The organism is Humibacter ginsengisoli, assembly GCF_054780095.1.
The window spans coordinates 564,176-580,597 of sequence record NZ_BAAGWZ010000011.1; the positions used below are offsets into that span (position 1 = coordinate 564,176).

Genomic DNA, 16,422 nt, shown 5'->3' on the forward strand with positions numbered 1-16,422 from the left:
TGGAGTGGTCTCAGCGGTCGGTTTTCCACGGGCGTACCGTCGAGACATGGCCACACGCGATCACCTGCGCCACGACATGGCGATCCGACTTCTGACCGTCTCGCACGTCGACCAGCTGACGCCGTCGATGGTGCGGGTCACGCTCATCGGCGACGCGCTGGAGGACTTCTCGGCGCCCGGCCCGACGGATCACGTCAAAGTGTTCTTCCCCGATCCGACCACCGGAACACTGACCATCCCCGAGCTGCGCGCCGACGGTCTGCACCGTCCGACCGACGGCGTGATCATCTCCCGCGACTACACGCCTCGCCAGTTCCGTCCGGCCCCGTTCGGCGCAGCAGAGCTCGACATCGACTTCGTGCTGCACGCACCGGATGCCGCACGCGGCAACCCCACGGATCCCGCGGGCGGAGGCCCCGCCTCCGCATGGGCTGCCGCGGCGCATCCCGGGGACGAGATCGCCGTCGCCGGCCCGCGCGGCTCGCGAATGGCACCGCGGGACGTCGCGGAAGCCGTGCTGATCGCCGACGAGACCGCCCTGCCGGCGTTCACCCGGTGGCTCGACCTGCTGCCGGCGTCCACCCGCATCACCGCACTTCTCGACGTCGCCGACGAGGAGGTGGAGCCGTACCTCAGCGCGGAGCAGCTGAAGCGGGCATCCGTGGAGTGGCTGTACCGCGAGGACGGCCCCGGCCAGCTCGACGAGGCGGTGCGATCGCTGGACCTCGGACCGGATGCGTACGTGTGGGCGGCGGGCGAGGCATCCACTCTCGTGCCGGTACGGCGGTACCTCAAGCACGATGCAGGGCTGCACCCCGACCAACTCGACGTGCAGGGCTATTGGAAGCGCGGCATCGTCAACCGCGACCACCACGAGCCGATCGACCCGTCGGACCCGGACTGACGGACTTCAGCCGCACACGCGCGGCCCGATTCGCCCGGAATCCGATCCATCGGGATTGACGATGCATTCGGTCGGCGCGACGCTGATCGCGTGACACAGGACGAGCCATCCGGCAGGTCGGATTCGACCGACGAGACGTAGCGGACGGCCGACGCCCAGGCGTTCGATCGCCTGTTCCAGCAGGTCTACCTCACCTATCACCGACGAGACGCGGCGGACGGCCGACGCCCAGGCGTTCGATCGCCTGTTCCAGCAGGTGTACGCGCTGGAGCGCAAGGGCCTGCTCGAGCGACGCGCCGATCCGGATGACCGGCGCCGCACGTTCGTCTGGCTGACGGATGCCGGCTTCGGCGTGCTGCGCGACGACGCGAGCGTTCTGGCGTTGCCGCTGCTGGCATCCGCCCTCGAACGGATGCCGTCAGCCAGCACCGCAGAGCTCCTCACCGCCATGCGCGCGCTCGTCGACGCTTCGTACCCCACAGAAGATCCACGCACAGAAGGAGAACGATCATGACCACCGAGCTGACCTGCGAAAGCTGCGGCATGCCGATCGAGAGCGGACGCTACTGCGCCAACTGCACGGACGCCGACGGCAACCTGCAGAGCTTCGACGAGCGCTTCGAGCGGATGACGGCCTGGCAGCAGCGCTCGCATCCGGAGCAGAGTCGCGCCGAGGTCGAACAGGCGACGCGCGCATACATGTCCACGATGCCGGCCTGGAAGAACGACCCGCACCTGGTGTGAGCCGGGCCGTGGACGAGAAGCCGAGCCAGCCACTTCGTAGCCGCAGTCACCGCCACCGGTGGTCCATGATCGTGGCGCGTGGCCCGCGCCGTTCCTGCCTGCGGCCCGACGCGAGGATCAGCCGCACCACGCGCTGCCGCTGTCCGGCCCACGGGTGCAGCAGTTCGAGCATCCCGTCGTCGTCGGTCTTCGAGCCCGTCAGCGCGTAGCCGACGATGGACGCCAGATGGTAGTCGCCGACACTGATCTGGTCGGGGTCGCCGTGCGATCGTTGCAGCGTCTCGGCGGCCGTCCACACTCCGACGCCGGGGATCGTGCGCAGCTTGGCTGCGGCATCCGCCCCGGTGTCGTCGATGGTTCGCTCCAGGGCTTCCGCGACGCGGCACGCGAGCACCACGGTTCGCGATCGCGTCGGGTCGACGCCGAGCCTGTGCCACTCCCATGACGGGACGTGCCGCAGCGTGTGCGCCGAGGGGCACACGCGCAGCTCGCGGGGCGCCACCCCCTCGGCCACGCCCGGCGCGACCTCGCCGAACCAGCGCACGAGCCGCGCCCACTCCCGATACGCCTCGAGGCTCGTGACCTTCTGCTCGATGATCGCGGGCACGAGCGCCTCGATCACGCGGCGAGTGCGCGCCAGCCGCATCCCCGGGTGGCGTCGCCGCACCTCCACCAGAAACGGATGCCTGCCCACGTCGAGCGCGTCCCAGTCGTCGCCGGAGCCCAGCAGCTCAGGCACGCCCGCGATCGCCCACTCCGATCCCGGTCCCCAGGAGGCCGCATCCACTCCGTCACGCCGCTGCACCAGACGCAATGTGGCCGGCCCGTGCGGAGTGCGGAACGTGCGCCACACGCCTGCGTCATCCCAGATCGTCGTCTGGTCGTAGGGGCCGCGGCCGAGGATGCCGAGCGTGCCGCGCAGGTCGATCGGCTGGGCAGGCCGGTAGTCGCAGCGCAGCGGAACCGCGTCGATCGCCGAACCGCCCGCGATTGCCGCACGAGGGTGGGCATCCTTCGGCGGATCGACGATCGTGGTCACGCGTCTCAGGCTACGTGTCCGTGCCGACACAGCTTTGCCGACGCGGCCCTACCAAGGCAGCTCGCCCTGCCTCCCCTGGAACGTGCACGTCGGACCGTCTGCGCCGATCAAGGCCATGCGCACGATCGGCTCAGCGCCCTCTTCCACGGTCTGCTCACCGCGAAAACCGTTGAGATCCGTCGCCGTGTAGCCGGGATCGACGGCGTTGACCTTCACGTTCGGGAGCACCTTGCCCAGCTGCACCGTGTACATGGTGACGGCGGCCTTCGACATGGAGTACGCGATGGTCGGATACGAGTAGTGCGGATTGTCGGGATCGGTGATCAGCCCGAACGAGCCGAGCCCGCTCGCGACGTTGACGATCACCGGATGCTCCGACTCGGCAAGCAGCGGAAGGAACGCGTGCGTGACCCGCACCATCCCCACCGCATTGGTCTGCAGCACGCGGTCCACGTCGTCGCCAGTGAGGTCTCCCGGCTGCACGAATCCGCCCGGTATGCCCGCGTTGTTGACGAGCACATCCAGCCGGCCAGCCTCCGCCTTGATGCGCGCGGCCGCTGCCTCAACGGATGCGTCGTCCATCACGTCCAGCTGCACGAACCGTGCCCCGAGCTCCTCGGCGGCGGCACGGCCGGCAGCCCCGTCCCTCGCGCTGATGTAGACATCGTGTCCCGCCGCCAGCAGTCGCCGCGCCGTCTCGCGACCCAGTCCCTTGTTCGATCCCGTGATCAATGTCGTTGTCATGACCCCAGGCTCGCCTCGCGACCTCACGCCGGCCAGGTCCGCTGCGACGGTAGGAATGGCGGTACCACTCGCACGAACGGAAACGCGAACACAATGGAGGGATGACCGACACCGGCCGCCGACACGAGCTCGCCACCGCACTCCGCGCGTGGCGTGACCGCGTGACGCCTTCCGCGGCCGGGCTTCCCGCCGGCGGCGAGCGCCGAGTGCCCGGTCTGCGACGAGAGGAACTCGCTGCCCTCGCCGGCGTCTCCGTCGACTACCTCGTGCGGCTGGAGCAGGGGCGCGCCGAGAATCCGTCTCCCCAGGTCGTGGAATCGCTGGCGAGAGCACTCCGGCTGCGCGACGAGGAACGCGACGCCCTGTACCTGCTCGCCGGCTCGGCCGCACCGAGCGCGGGAACCGTTCCGCGAACGGTGACCCCGGGGATCCAGCGCATGCTCGACCGCCTCGCCGACACCCCGGTCTGCGTCTTCACCGCGGCCTGGGATCCGCTGCTCTGGAACGAGTTGTGGACTGCCCTCCAGGGTGACCCCAGTGCGAGGCCCGTGCCCGAGCGGAACGTGGCGTGGCGGCACTTCGTCGCAGGCGACTCTCGAACGCGACACGATCCGGAATCGGCGTCGGAGTTCGAACGCGAGATGGTCTCCGACCTGCACCGCGCGGTGCTGCAGTACCCGCGGGACGATCTGCTGGCCACCCTCGTGCGCGACCTCGTCGACCGAAGCGACCGCTTCGCCACGCTCTGGGAACGATACGAGCTGGTTCCCCGCGCGGCGAGCCGCAAGACGGTGGAGCATCCGGTGGTCGGGCCGATCACGCTCGACTGCGACGTGCTGCACGTTCCTGCGGTCGACCTTCGTGTGATCCTCTACACCGCCGAGCCGGGATCGGAGGATGCCGCGCGACTCGACCTGCTGCGCGTGGCGGGCATCCAGAGCTTCGCGACCGTGGAGTGACTCACTCCCACACGCTGGGCGCCGCGTGGCGGGTCGAGGGCAGCCGCACGTCGTCTCCCCAACGCACCAGCCACTCGGGCAGCCCGAGCGCCGCGGGTGCGGGCCCCACGGCGTCCAGCATCTCCTCGATCCCGACGATGCCGCCTGAGCGCTTCAGGAACCTCGCCTTGATGAACGCCTCTGCATAGATCTCGCCGCCCACCACCGCCCGGTGCTGCACGTATGCGGCCTTGTCGTCGAAGCCGATGATCCGCGACTCCACCTCGAACCGCTGCCAGAGCTGCAGCGACTTGCGGAACGTGATCGTCTCAGATGCCACCACCGGGTACCAGCCGCGATCGGCGAAGATCTGCCACACCCCGTTGCGTCGCAGCATGTCGAAGCGTCCGATGTCGAAGATCGACAGGTACACGCCGTTGTTCATGTGCTTGAGGATGTCCAGATCCGTCGGCAGCACCCGGAACCTGGTGTGCGCCACGTCGTAGTGGCCGATCCGCTTGCCGAAGCGGGAGATCCAGGCGTGCAGGATCGTGCGCAGGAGCATGTGCATGCAGACACGTTATGCGGGCCGCGTGACGTGCGCCCACTCGCGTGTCGGCATCCGACAACGAGCAGGCGCCGAGTGCCGCCGTATCCCGGAGAGAGCTACGAGAGGTGACGCTCCGGCACCCCGTCGTACTGCGACAGCGGGCGGATCAACGAATTCGACGTGAGCTGCTCGATCACGTGCGCCGTCCATCCGGTGACGCGAGCCGCCGCGAAGATCGGCGTGAACGTCTCGGTGTCGAAACCCATCAGGCTGTAGGCCGGGCCGCTCGTGTAGTCCACGTTCGGCTTGATGCCCTTGCGGGCATCCATCGCCGCCTCGAGCGTCTCGTACAGGTCGAGCACCTCGGGCCGGTCGTAGTACTCGACGAGCTTGTCGAGTGACGCCTTCATCGTCGGCACACGCGAGTCGCCGTTCTTATACACGCGGTGGCCGAAGCCCATGATCTTGCGCTTCTTCGACAGGGCGTCGTCGAGCCAGGCCTCGGCCTTGTCGGCCGATCCGATCTCGTCGAATGCGACCATGACCGCCTCGTTGGCGCCGCCGTGCAACGGTCCCTTGAGAGCACCGATCGCCCCGGTGATCGCGCTGTACACGTCGGACAGAGTCGAGGCGATGACGCGTGCCGTGAACGTGGACGCGTTGAAGGAGTGCTCCGCGTAGAGGATGAGCGAGACGCGGAAGGCGTCGACGACCACCGGATCGGGCACCTCGCCGAAGGTCATGTAGAGGAAGTTGCTCGAATAGTCGAGCTCGTCGTGCGGCTCGACGAGCGGCAGGCCGTGGCGACGACGCTGGTCGTACGCGACGATGGCCGGCAGCTGCGCCATGAGCCGCAACGCCTTCGGGTACACCGCATCGAACGGGTCGTCGAGCTGGCCGAACGCGCCGTCCGGGTCGTCGGCGCCCACAACGCTGACGGCCGTGCGCAGCACATCCATGGGGTGAGCGGATGTCGGAATGTCGTCGATCGCACGCCTCACGTTCGGCGCGAGGGCGCGTTGCGCGCGCTCCTGCGCCTCGAACGCCTCCAGGTCGTCGTCACCCGGCAGCTCGCCGTGCCAGAGCAGGTACGCCACCTCTTCGAACGAGCACTTCGCAGCGAGTTCCTGCACCGGATATCCCCGGTAGAGAAGGGAGTTCGTGGCCGGGTTGACGCTCGAGATGGCCGTCGTGTCGACGACGACGCCGGCAAGACCCTTGTGGATCTCGGGGGTTTCCTCGCTCATGGTGCTCCTTCGCTCCGGTTCAGTCTGTCATCCGACGCGGGTGTCAGGACAACCCGCGGGGGCTGTCGACCGAGGCGAGCAGGCCGTGGCGTGCGGTGAAACTCAGCCCCGGCAGTTCCTCGGGGGTGAGCTCGGGGAGCCGCTGCGCGACATCCAGGAACCGGTCGATCTCGGATGCCTCCAACGCGTCGGCCGCGAGCCTGCGGAACTTGTTCACGTAGTCGTCGCGACCGAACGGGCGCGCGCCCTGCGGGTGGGCATCCGCCACCGCGATCTCCTCGACGATCTGCGAGCCGTCGGTGAAGCGGATCTCGACGCGCCCGCCGAACGCCTGCTCCTTCGGGTCGAGTGAGTGGTAGCGGCGCGTCCACTCCTCGTCTTCCTGCGTGGAGACCTTGCGCCACAACGCCACGGTGTCCGCGCGGTTCGCGCGCTGTGGTGCGTACGAGGCGACGTGATCCCACGCGCCGTCCTGCAATGCCACCGTGAAGATGTACGGAATGGAGTGGTCGAGCGTCTCCCGCGACGCGTTCGGGTCATACTTCTGCGGGTCGTTCGCGCCCGACCCGATTACGAAGTGCGTGTGGTGCGAGGTGTGCAGCACGATCGACTCGACGCGCTCGGGGTCGTCGAAGATGATCGGGTACTCGTTGTGCAGCTTGCGGGCCAGGTCGATCCAGGCCTGCGCCTGGTACTCGGCAGAGTGCTCCTTCGTGAACGAGTCGAGGATGGCGCGCTTCTGCTCGCCGAGATCGGGCAGCGTCACCTCGTAGACGGCGTCCGGTCCGTCGAGCAGCCAGGCGATCACGCCGTCCTCGCCCTCGTAGATCGGCGTCGGGCTGGTCTCGCCGCGCATGGCCCGGTCGACGGATTCGATGGCCATCTTGCCGGCGAACGCGGGGGCGAACGCCTTCCAGCTGGAGATCTCGCCCTTGCGCGACTGCCGTGTCGCCGTCGTCGTGTGCAGCGCCTGGCCGATGGCCTGGAAGATCGTCTCGGCGTCGAGGCCCAGCACCGTTCCGATCCCTGCCGCGGCCGACGGTCCGAGGTGTGCGACGTGGTCGATCTTGTGGGCGTGCAGGCTGATGGCACGAGCCAGATCGATCTGGATCTCGTACCCTGTCGCGATACCACGCACGACGTCGTTGCCGGTCAGGCCGCGCTCGGTGGCCAGGTGCTGCGCCACGGCGACGACGGGCGGGATGTTGTCGCCCGGGTGCGAGTACTCGGCCGCGAGGAACGTGTCGTGGAAGTCGAGCTCGCGCACGGCCACGCCGTTCGCCCAGGCCGCCCACTCGACGCTGACGCGGCGGGCGGCATCCGTTCCGAACACGCTCGAGCCGCTGCCGCCCACCGACACCGGATGCGCCAGCGCCTGCGCGCGCGCCGCGGCGACCGGATGCCTGAGCAACGACGCCGCCGCGACCGCCGCGTTGTCGATCACCCTGTTCACGACCATCTCGGTCACCTCGGGCGTCACCTCGACGGGGTCGGCGGCCACCTGGGCGATCTTGTAGGCGAGCTGCTCATCGCGCGGCAGGTTATCGTCGCTGCGATGCGTGCGTACGTGCGTGGTGTTCACAGGATCGAACCTACCTGGCACCGGTGCGGCACGGCATCCGCATGTCCCCCATTCGGGTGTGTTCTCAGGCAGCGACAAGCGGGCCGGCTGCGCCGTAGTGTTGCTGGATGCCCTCCATCGCCACTCTGGGCGCCTTCGCGTTGACCGCGTTCGTCATCATCGTGATCCCCGGTCCGAGCGTTCTGTTCGCGATCGGACGCTCGCTCGCGCTCGGGCGGCGCGCAGGCTTCCTGAGCGTGCTCGGCAACTCGCTCGGGATCATCCCCCTCGTGGCAGCTGTCGCACTCGGGCTCGGTTTCATCGTGGCGCAGTCCGTCGTCTTGTTCACGGTGATCAAACTCGTCGGCGCGCTCTACATCATGTATCTCGGCGTGCAGGCGATCCGCCACCGCAAAGACGGAGCGCTCACCGCCGTTGCAGACGGCCCGAAGCGATCTGCCATGCGGATGCTCGGACAGGGCTTCTTCGTCGGCATCAGCAACCCGAAACTGCTCGTGTTCTTCGTGGCCGTGCTGCCCCAGTTCGTGAACTTTCACGCCGGAGCTGTGCCGCTGCAGATGCTCATGCTGGGCGTGGTGTTCTTCGTCATCGCGGTGCTTTCCGACAGCACCTGGGTGGTTCTGGCAGCGCTCGCCCGCGGCTGGTTCGCCAAGTCACCGAAGAACTCGGAGCGGCTCTCCGCCACCGGAGGGGTCATGCTCATCGGCCTCGGCGGCGTACTCGCGCTGACCGGGAACAAGAGCTGACCCGCGAGACCGACCGTCGGCAAGGCCACGGTCAAGGTCGAGGCCGCGCCGCTACACGTCGTCGCCGTACGACGCCGTCGGCACCATCACGGCGCGCCCCAGCGTGTGGAAGTGCAGGTTGAACCCGAGCACGGCGGGGGTCGACTCCGGGTCGAGGTCGAGGTGGTCGACATCCACCGCATGAACGACCACGTAATAGCGGTGCACGCCCGTGCCCTCAGGCGGCTCCGCGCCGGTGAACCCCACCTGCCGCAGCTCGTTCTTCAACTGCACGGCACCCTGTGGAAGCGGACCGCCGCTGCCTGCACCGCGTTCCAACGAGGTCGTCGATGGCGGGATGTTGTAGACCGCCCAGTGCCAGAATCCGGAGCCGGTCGGGGCATCCGGATCGTGAATCGTCACCGCGAAGCTCTTCGTGCTCGCAGGGAATCCGCTCCACGACAGCTGCGGCGACGTGTTGCCTCCGCTGGCGCGGAACTGGACGGCGATCGGATGCCCGTCAGCGACATCCTCGCTCGTCACGGTGAACGACGGAACGGCTCCGAACCGCTCGTAGGGGTCTTCGGCCACTGCTACCTCCTGCAATCGACATCCGCTATCGGCAAACTACGCCGCGGGGCGCGCTTCAGCTGCGGGAGCCTACCGTCTGCGGACGCTTCGTGAAGGCACGGCGCAGCCGCGCCGGCAGGGAGCCGATCGCCCAGCCGGTCACGCGGAGCATGGCCTCGACGACGATGCCGCCCGACATCTTCGAGCTGCCGCGTTCGCGCTCCGGGAACGTGATCGGCACCTCTTTGATGCGAAGCCCTGCCACCTGGGCATGCCAGAGCATGTCGATCTGGAAGCAATAGCCCTGGCTGAGCACCGCGTCGAGGTCGATCCGTTCGAGGGCATCGGCGGTGAAGACGCGGTATCCACCGGTCATGTCGCGCACCGGAACGCCGAGCGCGAAGCGGGCGTACGCGCTTCCACACCGCGAGATCGCCTTCCGGTAGAACGGCCATCCGACAACGCCGCCGCCCGGCACCCAGCGAGAGCCTACGATCACGTCGGCCGTGCTGAGCGCGGCGAGCATGGGAGGCAGGTCTTCCGGGCGATGCGACCCGTCGGCATCCATCTCCACAACGACGTCGTGTCCGCGTTCCAGCGCCCAGCGCATGCCGGCACGGTAGGCGGCACCGAGGCCCTCCTTGCCCGCGCGGTGCAGCACCCGCACCGCGATGTCGCCGGCGGCGAGCTCGTCGGCGATGTCCCCGGTGCCGTCGGGCGACGCGTCGTCGACGATCAGCACGGTTGCGTTCGGCACCGAGCTTCTGACGCGACCCACGATCCACGCGATGTTCTGCGCTTCGTTGTAGGTCGGGATGATGACGACCACGTTCACGACACTGATCCTCTCGTAAAAAGGTAGACGACGTCGCTGTGCACCCGATAGCTGTGCACAACGGAGAACCCGAGGGAGTCGAGGGCGGAGACCCGCTGATGCATGCCCACCGTGTCGGCATCCCCCGTCTTGCCGCGGTATTCGACGAGCCAGACCCGGCCGTTTCCGGAGGCGATGCGGGAGCCGACCTGCGGGATGCTGTACGTCTTGTCCCACAGCGAGTCGCGGTTCTCGTAAGGAACCGCGAGCGTGACATCCACCACGTTCGCGAACTGCTGCGGGTAGAGATGCATCGCCAGGCGCGGCCGGTGGGCTGCGGGGGCGTCCTCGTCGAAGACGACGTCGTCCCCTGCCTTGGAATGCCGGTGGATGATCGCGGCGACGCCGTCCCAGTCGCTTCCGCTGCCCGTGGCGGAAGGCGTGCGCTGCCCGAAATACGCGGGTGCGGCGATCGCCGCGATGAGCGCGACCCCCGCGAACGATGCGGCTGCTGCCAGCCGCGTGCGTGGAGCCGATAGCGCGCCGGGCTGCCGCGCCCGATGCTGCACGATCCAGCGGGCTGTGCCATCGATCGCGACGGCCAGCAGCACGGCCAGCACCGGCGCGGTGAACGACAGCGCCCGGGCCTCGTACACGCGCACGAACGGGTTCACCGCGAGTATCGCCGCCATCGGGAGCACCAGCCAGGCGACCGCGAACAGCAGCAGGCGCGCGCGGTCGGTGCGAAGCATCCGGCGCACTTCCGACGTGCAGCGACGGCGCCAGACGACGAGGCCGGCCACGGCGAGCGCGACGAGAGTGCCGAGAGCGACGACCGCGAGGGCTGGGCTGCGCCCGAACCAGGGCGCGACCACCAGCGTGGCGAGGTCGATCTGCGCCGGACCATCGACCGTGGCGGTGTGACCGTGCTGGAGGATCGCGGCGTAGGCCAGCGGCGAGACGAGCACGGCGCCGGCGGCGGTGGCGAGCATCCATCGCACCATCACCGAGCGCAGCACGGCGACGTCCGCCGTAGCTGCTGAGCCGGGGCGTGCGATCGCCGCGAATGTCGCACGCACGCGCCCCCGGGCATCCCACAGCAGCACCGCCGCGAACGGGAGCGCGAGCAACGAGAGATAGAGGTAGGCGTAGCTGCACGCCGCGTACGCAATGGCGAAACAGGCCCATGGCAGGACGCCGGTTGATCTGCGCGTCACGAGCCGCAGGAACAGCACCGAGAGCCACACGGCGAAGGCCGTGCCGAGCGCGTACCACCGCACTTCGGATCCGGTCGCCGTGGTACCGGGCAGCACCGCGAAGATCAGTGCGGAGAGGATGCCCAGACGCAGCCCGCCGTACCGCCCGACCAGCACCACGATGCCGGCGGCGGCGAGCCCGACGGCGATCGCGCTCGGCAGCCTCGTGGCGAATGCGGATGCCCCGAAGAAGTCGATCCAGACGTGCAGTAGCGAGTAGTACGCGCCGTGCGCCGCATCCGCTCGCACCAGCTCGCCGAGAAGCGTGGCGCCCGGGCGCTCGGCCGACAGGATGCTGACGGCCTCATCGCTCCGGAACGACGGCGCCCACGATCCGAGCAGCGAGATGGCGAGTGCGACGAGACCGACGACGGCGGCGGCAAGGGGTGCACGGTAGGACATCCGCACGACCCGCGCCGCCCTAGCGCTCCGGGCAGCATACGGTGCCGACAGGATGTGATTCACGTTCGTGCTCGTCACCGCACCTCCCCGGCCACTGGTCTCCGACCGGCGCGCCGATCAGGCATCTGACCAGGGAACAGGCATGCGCTGGGCATCGCCCCGGCTGGGCGTGGACCGCACGTGAACTTCTTCACAGGGGTGTGCCACCTGTGTGCTGCTTCAGGGCCCGCCGCGCGCCGGGCACGGCTCGTGCCTCGCCGACGACCGGCTGAAGGCTTATGCCTCTGCGACCACCTGCGGCACCGGGCCGCCCGTCGCGCGATGTCCCCACGCGGCGACCACGAGCACGATGACGGCCGACACCAGCAGCCCGATGGCGGGCTCGACGTGCACGGCGGCTGCCCCGACGACGGCGCCCAGCCCGATCAGCACGACCGCTCCGGCGCGACGCGCCCACGGCTGGCCTTTGCCGCCGCCGAACACGGAATCCGCCGCGAGCCCGGCCAGCGTCGACGTCACGACGACGGTCGTCACGTCCTTCACCGCGATGTGCCGCGCGGTGGCGGCCTGCCCGCCCATCGCAAGGCCGAGCATCCCGGTCACCGTCCACTGCAGCCCCTCTTGCGGATGCCTGCCCGTCACGAACAGCACCACCGCGGCCGCCAGCAACAGCACTCCGACCCCGGTGAAGACGATTGTGGAGAGCCGCGTCCAGCCGGCATCCACTCGGCGCAGCACGCGCCCGCCGATCGCCGCACCGGCCATGAAGCACACCAGCGCGATGACCGGGCCGATGATCGGCAGATTGTCCGCGCCGAGCAGGGCCATGCCGAGGATGACCACGTTGCCGGTCATGTTGCCGGTGAACACATGGTCGAGGCCGAGATAGCCGACGGCGTCCACGACGCCGGTGGAGAAGGTGAGCGCGAGCATCAGTCCGAGGTGCGTGCGTTCATGCAGTCCCCATTGCCTGGCCATGCCGTACTCCGTCCTGCTCCGGTGATCCGAACGATCATCACACGCCCGTGAGTGCGACTTCGTCCGCCCGAGAGTGCGTGAACGCGCCGACCGCGAGTGTACGAGAGGATGGGTCGGGTGAGCATCCCCCTCTCCGGAACCCCCATCGACCTCGCCCACGGCGACTATCGCGCATCCATCGCGAGCATCGGCGCCTCGCTGCGCTCCCTGACGCACAGCGGCCGCGACCTCATCGTGCCGTTCGACGTGGACGAGCTGCGGCCCGCCTTTCGAGGCGCAACCCTGGTGCCCTGGCCGAACCGCATCGTCGACGGCCGGTACACGTTCGAGGGCGTTCAGCAGCAGGTGCCGCTGACCGAGCCGGAGCGCGGTAACGCGCTGCACGGCCTCGCCGCCTGGCTCGACTACGACGTTCGCGACCGCGGCGACGACTTCGTGGAGCTGGCGGCAACCATCCAGGCGCAGCAGGGCTACCCGCACCGGCTCGACGTGACCGTGCTGTTCCGCCTCGGCGACGACGGCCTGTACTCCGCGGTGACCGCCCGCAACACCGGAACGGATGCCGCACCCTTCGGCACCGCGCCACATCCCTACCTTGTCGCGGGCGCCGGGCACGTCGACGACTGGACGCTCACCCTTCCCGCCGACCGGGTGCTCACCGTCACACCGGACCGGCTCGCGCCGGTCGCACTCGCCGACGTGAGCGGCGATGTCGAAGGCACCGATCGGACGGGCGCTTTCGACTTCCGTTCCGCACGCCCCATCGGCGATGTGTTCATCGACCACGCGTTCACCGGGCTGTCTCGGAATGCGGACGGTGTGGCATCCGTGCGGCTCACCGCCCCGGACGGGCACGGCGTCGCGATGCGCTGGAACGCGGCGTGCCCGTGGGTGCAGATCCACACCGCAGACCAGCCCGACACCGCACGCAGCCGCCTCGGGCTCGCGGTGGAACCGATGACCTGCCCGCCGGACGCCTTCAACTCCGGCACCGACCTCATCGTGCTGCAGCCAGGTGAGTCGACGACCGCGGGGTGGACGATCGCCGCGATCTGACGCCGCTCAAGCGGCGGAGTGCGGATGCCGCTTCGCCCAGCGGCGTTCGATCTTGAGGTAGCGGATGCGCCTGGTCCAGGCGCTCGACCGCTCCGACGAGAGCGCCAGCAGTACGAGGATGTCGAGCGGAAGCCCCAGCAGATTCGCGCGCAGATTGACCTGTGTCCCGGCGCCCACGAAGTCGATGGCGGCGGCGATGACCGCGATCGCGCTGAGCGTCATCGACAGGATGCGGGCCCAGTTGCTCCCTCGGAAGATCAGTGTGATCAAGGCGAACTGCACGAGCAGGCCGAAGATCGTGACACCGATCGAGATGCCGGCGATCACGAGTGTCAGGTTGCGCGAGACGTCATCGGGTACGCCTTCGACATCCACGGTCAGCGCCCGCACGTACGCGGTCCAGTTCGTCGCCGTGGTCACTACGAAGAGCACGCCGACGAGCGCCCTCAGCGCTAGGAGCGCGCAGCCCAAAGCGATCGAAACCGGACGCTTGTCGGCCGCCGCCTCGACGACATCCGTTTCGTTCTCGAACTCAGGGCGCGATCGGATGCTCCGCAGATCGACCACGGGCAGGTTGCCGTCGGTGATGATCGAGTCGCCTCCGCCGTTGCGCGCGTGGTACCCGGTGGAGAAGTCGCGGATCGCGCCGACGTGCACCGAGGCATCCGCCTTACCGACGGATCCGACCACGTAGTCGCGCTCGATGTCGGTGTTCGCGTCGATCTTATGGGTCACCTGCAGCGTGAACAGCGAGAGCCCGACTCGGCGGTCGAACGTGGCGGCACCGAGCCAGTCCGCACGTTCGCCGCCCGGGAGCCGCCAGTCGTCCGGGCACTTCCAGAACCGCACGTGGTGACGCTTCGCCGGGTTGCCCAGCACCTCTTGCTGGTAGGCGAGATCCTGCTGCCTGCCGAACAAAAGCAGCGGGCTCACCGGCGCCTCGTCGTAGCTGCGACGCAGCAGCGTCGACGTCACGATGCGCCAGCTCGAGCGCGCCGTGACGGGGTCGGCGCGCGTCCAGCCGGCGGCCGCCATCGCCGTCTCCAGCTGTGCCTGCGAGCCGAGCAGCGCGAGGTTGATCGGGTCGCCGAGCAGGCCGTCGCTGGTGCGCGCCCGACCGATGAAGTAGTTCGGCACGTAGATGCGGGTGAGGATGCTGTGCAATCGCGGCAGCACCAGGTACGCCAGCAGCGCCCAGAACAGCACGAAGAAGAGGATCAGCCACCAGCCCCAGCCGAAGCTCTCGGATGCCAGCAGCCAGGCCAGCCAGATCGCGGCAAGCGTGGCGATCAGGAAGTACCCGTAGTCGATCGCGCGCGCGAGGCGCAGTGTGAAGTTGCGGGCCGGGCGCTTCTTCGGCTCCTGCTCGCCGCCCGGCGCGCGACCGGCAGAGCCGGGCAGCATCGCGGTGTCCGGCGCAGGTGGATCGCCGACGCTGACCTGATCGGGGGCAGAGACTGCCGCGGGCGCCGCGTCGCGCGCAGCGGCCGTCCCGTCAGCGGTTCCCCCTACCGGCATGGCCCCATGCTAAGGGCGGGCACTCTCGCGGAGAAGGGCGCGCACTCTGGCGCGGACGAACGCACACCCTCGCGGGGACGAATGCGCACGCTCGGGAGCACGAACGCGCACCCTCGCGGCAAGGGGTCCGGGAATGCGGTTGCTCAACCGTTATCGGATCGTGTCTGACGAAACGTACCGGCGCCGAACAAAACCGGGCATGATCACGTCAGCCGCATTCAGAAGTTGAACGCGGCGATCCCGAAGACGAGTCTCATCAAAGGAGAGAGACGTGAAGAAATCTGCACTGATTTCTGTCGCCGTTCTCGCCAGCGCGTCAGCACTTCTGCTGGCGGGCTGTTCGAGCGGAAGCGGCGGCAACAGCACCAGCGCGAGCGGCAAGACACGCGCCTGCGTGATCCTTCCCGACGCCGTGTCGTCCCCGCGCTGGGAGAACGGCGACCGGCCCGCCCTGCAGAAGGCGATCACGGACGCCGGCTTCCAAGCCGACATCCAGAACGCCCAGGGCGACACGGGCAAGTACGCCACCATCGCTGATCAGCAGCTCAACAAGGGCTGCGGCGTGATGCTGCTCGTCGACTACAACGGCGCGGGCGTCACCGTGGCCAAGAAGGCGAAGGCGCAGGGCATCCCTGTCATCGCATACGACCGCCCGATCAAGGGCGCCGACTACTACGTGTCATTCGACAACGTGAAGGTGGGCGAGCTCCAGGGTCAGTCGATCGTCGACGCGCTCAAGGCCGAGGGTAAAGACCCGGCGAGCGCCAAGGTGGTCTACATGGGCGGCGACCCGACAGACGGCAACGCGAAGATGTTCCACGACGGGGCAGTCAAGATCATGTCTGCAGCGGGCATCAAGCCGGCCGCCGAGCCGCCGGGGATCTGGGACGCCGACAAGTCGGCCACCAACTTCGAGCAGGCGCTGACATCGCTCGGCGGCAAGGTCGACGCGGTCTGGGTCGCCAACGACACGAACGCGTCGGGCGTCATCTCGGTGCTGGACAAGAACGGTCTGACCGTTCCCGTCACCGGACAGGATGCCTCCACCGCCGGCCTGCAGAACATCCTGCTCGGCAAGCAGACCTCCACGGTCTACAAGCCGTATCAGGACGAGGCGAAGGCGGCGTCCGACCTGGCGATCACGCTTCTGAAGGGCAAGAAGCCGACCGGCATCACGCAGAAGGTGGACGGGGTTCCGTTCATCGCCGAGACGCCCCAGCTGATCACCGCGAAGAACATTCAGAAGGTCATCGACGACGGCAACGCCAAGGCGAGCGACATCTGCACCGGTGCAGTGGCGGCGGCCTGCACGAAGTACGGCGTGCACTAAGCGCGTCGCCTGACGCAGGGGGCTT

17 protein-coding genes are annotated in these 16,422 nt (G+C 68.6%); 7 read left to right on the forward strand and 10 right to left on the reverse strand.

Going from position 1 to position 16,422, the window contains the following annotated elements; translation table 11 throughout:
• Positions 1–46: 46 nt before the first annotated feature.
• The 3 genes from ACYVI5_RS16835 to ACYVI5_RS16845 all read left to right on the forward strand — a co-directional run bounded on the left by ACYVI5_RS16835 (position 47) and on the right by ACYVI5_RS16845 (position 1,648).
• Positions 47–904, forward strand: a complete 858-nt coding sequence (locus ACYVI5_RS16835) for a siderophore-interacting protein (protein WP_460581245.1) — start codon at positions 47–49, stop codon at positions 902–904.
• A gap of 256 nt (positions 905–1,160) precedes the next feature.
• On the forward strand, positions 1,161–1,418 hold the full coding sequence (locus tag ACYVI5_RS16840; RefSeq protein WP_460581246.1) for a winged helix DNA-binding protein: 258 nt from the start codon (positions 1,161–1,163) through the stop codon (positions 1,416–1,418).
• The gene (locus ACYVI5_RS16845) at positions 1,415–1,648 is read left to right on the forward strand and encodes a zinc ribbon domain-containing protein (RefSeq protein ID WP_460581247.1); all 234 of its coding nucleotides are present in this window, start codon (positions 1,415–1,417) and stop codon (positions 1,646–1,648) included. The genes ACYVI5_RS16840 and ACYVI5_RS16845 overlap by 4 nt, the downstream gene beginning before the upstream one ends.
• Before the next feature lie 46 nt (positions 1,649–1,694).
• On the opposite strand, the gene ACYVI5_RS16850 is transcribed toward ACYVI5_RS16845, so the two are convergent.
• Positions 1,695–2,687, reverse strand: coding sequence for a DNA-3-methyladenine glycosylase family protein (locus tag ACYVI5_RS16850; RefSeq protein WP_460581248.1), 993 nt, complete (start codon positions 2,685–2,687; stop codon positions 1,695–1,697).
• A 48-nt stretch (positions 2,688–2,735) separates the two neighbouring features.
• A complete protein-coding gene (locus ACYVI5_RS16855) occupies positions 2,736–3,431 on the reverse strand; it encodes a Rossmann-fold NAD(P)-binding domain-containing protein (protein ID WP_460581249.1) in 696 nt (231 codons plus the stop codon).
• A gap of 101 nt (positions 3,432–3,532) precedes the next feature.
• Between ACYVI5_RS16855 and ACYVI5_RS16860 the strand changes: the two genes are divergently transcribed.
• A complete protein-coding gene (locus ACYVI5_RS16860) occupies positions 3,533–4,390 on the forward strand; it encodes a helix-turn-helix domain-containing protein (RefSeq protein WP_460581250.1) in 858 nt (285 codons plus the stop codon).
• A gap of 1 nt (position 4,391) precedes the next feature.
• Here the strand turns inward: ACYVI5_RS16860 and ACYVI5_RS16865 are convergent, their stop codons facing one another.
• From ACYVI5_RS16865 to ACYVI5_RS16875, 3 genes are all read right to left on the reverse strand, one after another.
• Positions 4,392–4,940, reverse strand: coding sequence for an acyl-CoA thioesterase (locus tag ACYVI5_RS16865; protein ID WP_460581251.1), 549 nt, complete (start codon positions 4,938–4,940; stop codon positions 4,392–4,394).
• 95 nt (positions 4,941–5,035) lie between these two features.
• Entirely contained in the window at positions 5,036–6,166 is a 1,131-nt protein-coding gene (locus tag ACYVI5_RS16870) for a citrate synthase/methylcitrate synthase (RefSeq protein WP_460581252.1), read from the reverse strand.
• A 43-nt stretch (positions 6,167–6,209) separates the two neighbouring features.
• Positions 6,210–7,748 carry an MmgE/PrpD family protein gene (locus ACYVI5_RS16875; RefSeq protein WP_460581253.1) on the reverse strand — a complete coding sequence of 513 codons (1,539 nt, stop codon included), beginning with the start codon at positions 7,746–7,748 and terminating at the stop codon, positions 6,210–6,212.
• Positions 7,749–7,855: 107 nt separating this feature from the next.
• On the opposite strand from ACYVI5_RS16875, the gene ACYVI5_RS16880 reads away from it, so the two are divergent.
• Entirely contained in the window at positions 7,856–8,494 is a 639-nt protein-coding gene (locus ACYVI5_RS16880; protein ID WP_460535405.1) for a LysE family translocator, read from the forward strand.
• Between the two features lie 51 nt (positions 8,495–8,545).
• Here ACYVI5_RS16880 and ACYVI5_RS16885 read toward each other — a convergent pair whose 3' ends face one another.
• The 4 genes from ACYVI5_RS16885 to ACYVI5_RS16900 form a co-directional block, all read right to left on the reverse strand.
• A complete protein-coding gene (locus ACYVI5_RS16885) occupies positions 8,546–9,064 on the reverse strand; it encodes a YbhB/YbcL family Raf kinase inhibitor-like protein (protein WP_460581254.1) in 519 nt (172 codons plus the stop codon).
• Between the two features lie 55 nt (positions 9,065–9,119).
• Positions 9,120–9,878, reverse strand: a complete 759-nt coding sequence (locus ACYVI5_RS16890) for a polyprenol monophosphomannose synthase (RefSeq protein ID WP_460535401.1) — start codon at positions 9,876–9,878, stop codon at positions 9,120–9,122.
• The gene (locus ACYVI5_RS16895) at positions 9,875–11,593 is read right to left on the reverse strand and encodes a glycosyltransferase family 39 protein (RefSeq protein WP_460581255.1); all 1,719 of its coding nucleotides are present in this window, start codon (positions 11,591–11,593) and stop codon (positions 9,875–9,877) included. Before ACYVI5_RS16895 ends, ACYVI5_RS16890 begins: the two co-directional genes overlap by 4 nt.
• Positions 11,594–11,791: 198 nt before the next feature.
• Positions 11,792–12,493 (reverse strand): YoaK family protein, encoded by a 702-nt coding sequence (locus ACYVI5_RS16900; RefSeq protein WP_460581256.1) that lies wholly within the window; start codon positions 12,491–12,493, stop codon positions 11,792–11,794.
• Between the two features lie 108 nt (positions 12,494–12,601).
• On the opposite strand from ACYVI5_RS16900, the gene ACYVI5_RS16905 reads away from it, so the two are divergent.
• On the forward strand, positions 12,602–13,549 hold the full coding sequence (locus ACYVI5_RS16905; RefSeq protein WP_460581257.1) for an aldose 1-epimerase family protein: 948 nt from the start codon (positions 12,602–12,604) through the stop codon (positions 13,547–13,549).
• Between the two features lie 6 nt (positions 13,550–13,555).
• On the opposite strand, the gene ACYVI5_RS16910 is transcribed toward ACYVI5_RS16905, so the two are convergent.
• Positions 13,556–15,067, reverse strand: a complete 1,512-nt coding sequence (locus ACYVI5_RS16910) for an LssY C-terminal domain-containing protein (RefSeq protein WP_460581258.1) — start codon at positions 15,065–15,067, stop codon at positions 13,556–13,558.
• A 271-nt stretch (positions 15,068–15,338) separates the two neighbouring features.
• Between ACYVI5_RS16910 and ACYVI5_RS16915 the strand changes: the two genes are divergently transcribed.
• Positions 15,339–16,397 (forward strand): sugar ABC transporter substrate-binding protein, encoded by a 1,059-nt coding sequence (locus tag ACYVI5_RS16915; RefSeq protein ID WP_460581259.1) that lies wholly within the window; start codon positions 15,339–15,341, stop codon positions 16,395–16,397.
• Positions 16,398–16,422: the final 25 nt, after the last annotated feature.